The organism is Gracilibacillus thailandensis, from assembly GCF_010994055.1.
Classification (GTDB): Bacteria; Bacillota; Bacilli; order Bacillales; family Amphibacillaceae; genus Gracilibacillus; species Gracilibacillus lacisalsi.
On the sequence record NZ_WJID01000127.1, the window covers coordinates 1 to 3,313 of the forward strand.

Here is a 3,313-nt window from a genome sequence, read left to right on the forward strand (position 1 = left end):
AAAAAGCTATTTTAATAAGAAAAACTTTGACAATACGATGCATCTAAGAGGGGGAGTAACATGAAAGGTTTAGAGAAAATTAGTAGTTTTGTAGGGAATACATTTGCGGTTTGGGTTGTACTATTTGCGGTCTTATCATTTCTTATACCTTCAGGATTCACGTGGTTGGCAGCCTATATCACACCATTATTAGGTATTATTATGTTTGGAATGGGACTTACTCTAACTGCTAATGATTTTAAAGAAGCGTTCAAACGTCCGAAAGAGGTGGCAATCGGAGTAGCTGGTCAGTTCTTGATCATGCCATTACTTGCTTTTGCGCTCGTAACTATTTTACCTGTTTCAAAAGAGGTGGCAGTCGGTGTTATCTTAGTAGGCTGTTGTCCTGGTGGTACCTCTTCAAATGTTATGACGTACTTATCAAAAGGGGATACAGCATTATCGGTCTCGATTACTGCAGTTTCTACGATTCTGGCACCATTTCTAACACCAGCACTAATTTATCTATTTGCTAGTCAGTGGTTAGAAGTATCTGCAGGGTCTTTATTCGTATCTATTGTGCAAATTGTTTTAGTGCCGATCTTGTTAGGTTTATTAGTTAAGGCATTGTTGAAAGATAAAGTGGAAGCAGGAGTAAAGGCGATTCCGTTAGTATCAGTAATTGGTATTGTAGCAATTGTTACTGCAGTAGTAAGTGTTAACCAGGAACAAATTGCAGCGACTGGGTTATTAATTTTCTTAATAGTGGTGCTACATAACGGACTAGGCTATCTGGTTGGCTACGGGCTAGGAAAAGTAATGAAGATGGAACCTAAGCAACAAAAAGCTGTTTCCATTGAAGTGGGCATGCAAAATTCAGGATTGGGTGCGACCCTTGCAGCTGCACACTTTAATCCATTATCAGCTGTGCCAAGTGCGATATTTAGTGTATGGCATAATATTTCTGGACCTATAGTTGCAACTATTTATCGGAAACTACAGGAGAAAGAGGATCAAAAGAATATAGATGCATAAGTAGAAGAAAAGGTTAGATTTTAAGTGGCAGCTTGTTCACAAGGTCTGCCTTTTTTTATACCATCAGAATCTAAAGTAACTTTGATAACTTTCTGAAAATATTATAGAAAAATGTAGATTTTTATTATGTGGAAAAGTTGCTTCTTTCATTAGCATAAATAATTGTCAAGTTAAGGGCCACTTGTGCATTATATTTGATTGAATTTTTATGAAGATAGTAGGTACTTTTACATCAGATCAAGCGGAACAATTTCATCTAGACTATCGTAAACAAATCAGCATCATTTCAACCATTGATTTTGTTTTAGAGGTAGATTGTAGAGAGATGAAGGCTATCAATCAGGAAATGCTACCTAAATTAATCCGATCTTATGAGCTATATAAAGAATCAAACTATAAAAAAATCGTATTCGTAGTTAATGATGATGAAGCCATCCAAGAGCAGTTAAACCAAGTTGCTCAATCTATCAATTTACCTAACTATCAAATAATTAGCCGAATAAAAAGGGCCAAAACTTAAATTTTGGCCCTTTCGCTATTGCATTTTATTAAATTTTATCAAAAATAGGGGATTGAAAATATTAGTTTTCCAAGTTCACTCTTAGAGCATTCGCCATAATCTTAGGCAGTTCTGTGTTATCATAGAAACCGGCAAACTTATCAGATTGAGGACCATATGCATAAACAGGGATGTCTGCTCCAGTATGATTAGTACTTGTCCAGCCAATACCTGCATGATCACTTACTACTCTATTAATTGCAAGTGCTGCATCGCTAGCATTCTGAATGGTTTGTACTTCATCTTCTGTAATGGTTAAATTAGTATATTCCTCAACTATTTCTTTTGCGTTGGAGCGGTCCTCATTCAATTGAGTAGCCATGAAATCTCCAGTTGCTGTTACCTGATTCAAAATGTCCGCATTCAATCCTGAGTATGCACCAGATCCTGTTGTCATACCACCAGTATCATGGTCACCAGCAACAATCACTAGTGTCTTACCATCTTGTTCAGCAAAATCAATGGCAGCTTCGACCGCTTCCTCAAATGCCGCTACATCAGACATAGCCCATGCAGCATCATTGGCATGTCCTGCCCAGTCGATTTGACTTCCTTCTACCATAAGGAAAAATCCGTCCTTATCTTGCTCTAAAACCTCGATGGATGCTTCTGTCATTTCTGCTAAACTAGGCTCTACACTTTGATCACGGTGTAATTCTGGAGAAAGTGCATCATCAGCAAAGAGTCCAAGTAGTCTTTCGCCTTGATTTACATTAATATCTGCATTGTCTTGTAACTCTTCTCTAGTTTCCACATAGGTAAATCCAGCATCTTCTGCTTGTTCGATCAGATTGACATCTTCTTGGTTACCACCTTCTGCTTCAGGTAAGAACATATTTTTCCCTCCACCTAGAAGGACATCTACTTCACTAGAGATATACTGTCTGGCAATCTCTGTTTGATTATTTCTATCGTCTACATTTGCAGCAAAAGATGCAGGTGTGGCATGTGTGATCGTGGATGTAGCTACTAATCCAGATGATTTACCAGCTTCTTCAGATACATCTAAGATGGTTGTTAGTTCATTTCCTTCTGGATCAAGGCCGATTACACCATTGTTAGTTTTTACACCACTAGCCATCGCTGTACCAGCGGCCGCAGAATCCGTTACATCAGCGTTTGCCGAATTGGTCGTAAACATTCCTTTTAGGTGTTCGTCCCAAACAGCATCTTCACCTTTGTAGACACGGTAATTGGAAGCATAGTCTCCACTAAATCCGTCTGGAATCATATAAATGATATTATCGATTTTCTTTCCACCATATCCATTACCGTTTCCTTTTCCTGGTGAATCAGGCTTGTCCGCAAAAACCGGAACACTCACAGCAGACAAAACTAGACCTGTACTAAGTGCTACAGCACCAATCTTTTTAAACATTCTCTACCAACTCCTTCATAATTTTGCTTACAGTTACAAGATACTAGATGAATATTGATAGACTATTAATGGATGGTAAACATTACGTGAAAAAAATACCGGCTTAACATCCATGATTATTTACCTTGATCCATGAAAATTTGATGACTATCCTTCTTCTTTACTAGTCAACATTCGGGACTTTACGTCATTAATCTGGATCTGGAGGTAATAATATCAGAAAATGGCATTTTTTTATCAGCAATAGGCGAGAAGACTCCCACCTCAAGGAATGAAAATGCGTAGGTGGGAGATGAATCGCCTTCGGACAGGGGATGGCTTTAGCCATCTCCATTGTCCGATTGTTCGAGTGCCATTACTAT

At 38.3% G+C, this 3,313-nt stretch carries 3 protein-coding genes; 2 read left to right on the forward strand and 1 reads right to left on the reverse strand.

What is annotated here, in order from left to right:
* Window positions 1-60: 60 nt before the first annotated feature.
* A complete protein-coding gene (locus GH715_RS21035; RefSeq protein WP_153837209.1) occupies window positions 61-1,014 on the forward strand; it encodes a bile acid:sodium symporter family protein in 954 nt (317 codons plus the stop codon).
* A gap of 208 nt (window positions 1,015-1,222) precedes the next feature.
* Window positions 1,223-1,534, forward strand: a complete 312-nt coding sequence (locus GH715_RS21040) for a hypothetical protein (RefSeq protein WP_194928309.1) — start codon at window positions 1,223-1,225, stop codon at window positions 1,532-1,534.
* Window positions 1,535-1,595: 61 nt separating this feature from the next.
* Here the strand turns inward: GH715_RS21040 and GH715_RS21045 are convergent, their stop codons facing one another.
* Window positions 1,596-2,951, reverse strand: coding sequence for an alkaline phosphatase (locus GH715_RS21045; RefSeq protein ID WP_153837208.1), 1,356 nt, complete (start codon window positions 2,949-2,951; stop codon window positions 1,596-1,598).
* Window positions 2,952-3,313: the final 362 nt, after the last annotated feature.

Coding starts and splice junctions, on each gene's coding strand:
- GH715_RS21035 (WP_153837209.1), top strand. CDS start 61: ATGAAAGGTTTAGAGAAAATTAGTAGTTTTGTAGGGAATACATTTGCG.
- GH715_RS21040 (WP_194928309.1), top strand. CDS start 1,223: ATGAAGATAGTAGGTACTTTTACATCAGATCAAGCGGAACAATTTCAT.
- GH715_RS21045 (WP_153837208.1), bottom strand. CDS start 2,951: ATGTTTAAAAAGATTGGTGCTGTAGCACTTAGTACAGGTCTAGTTTTG.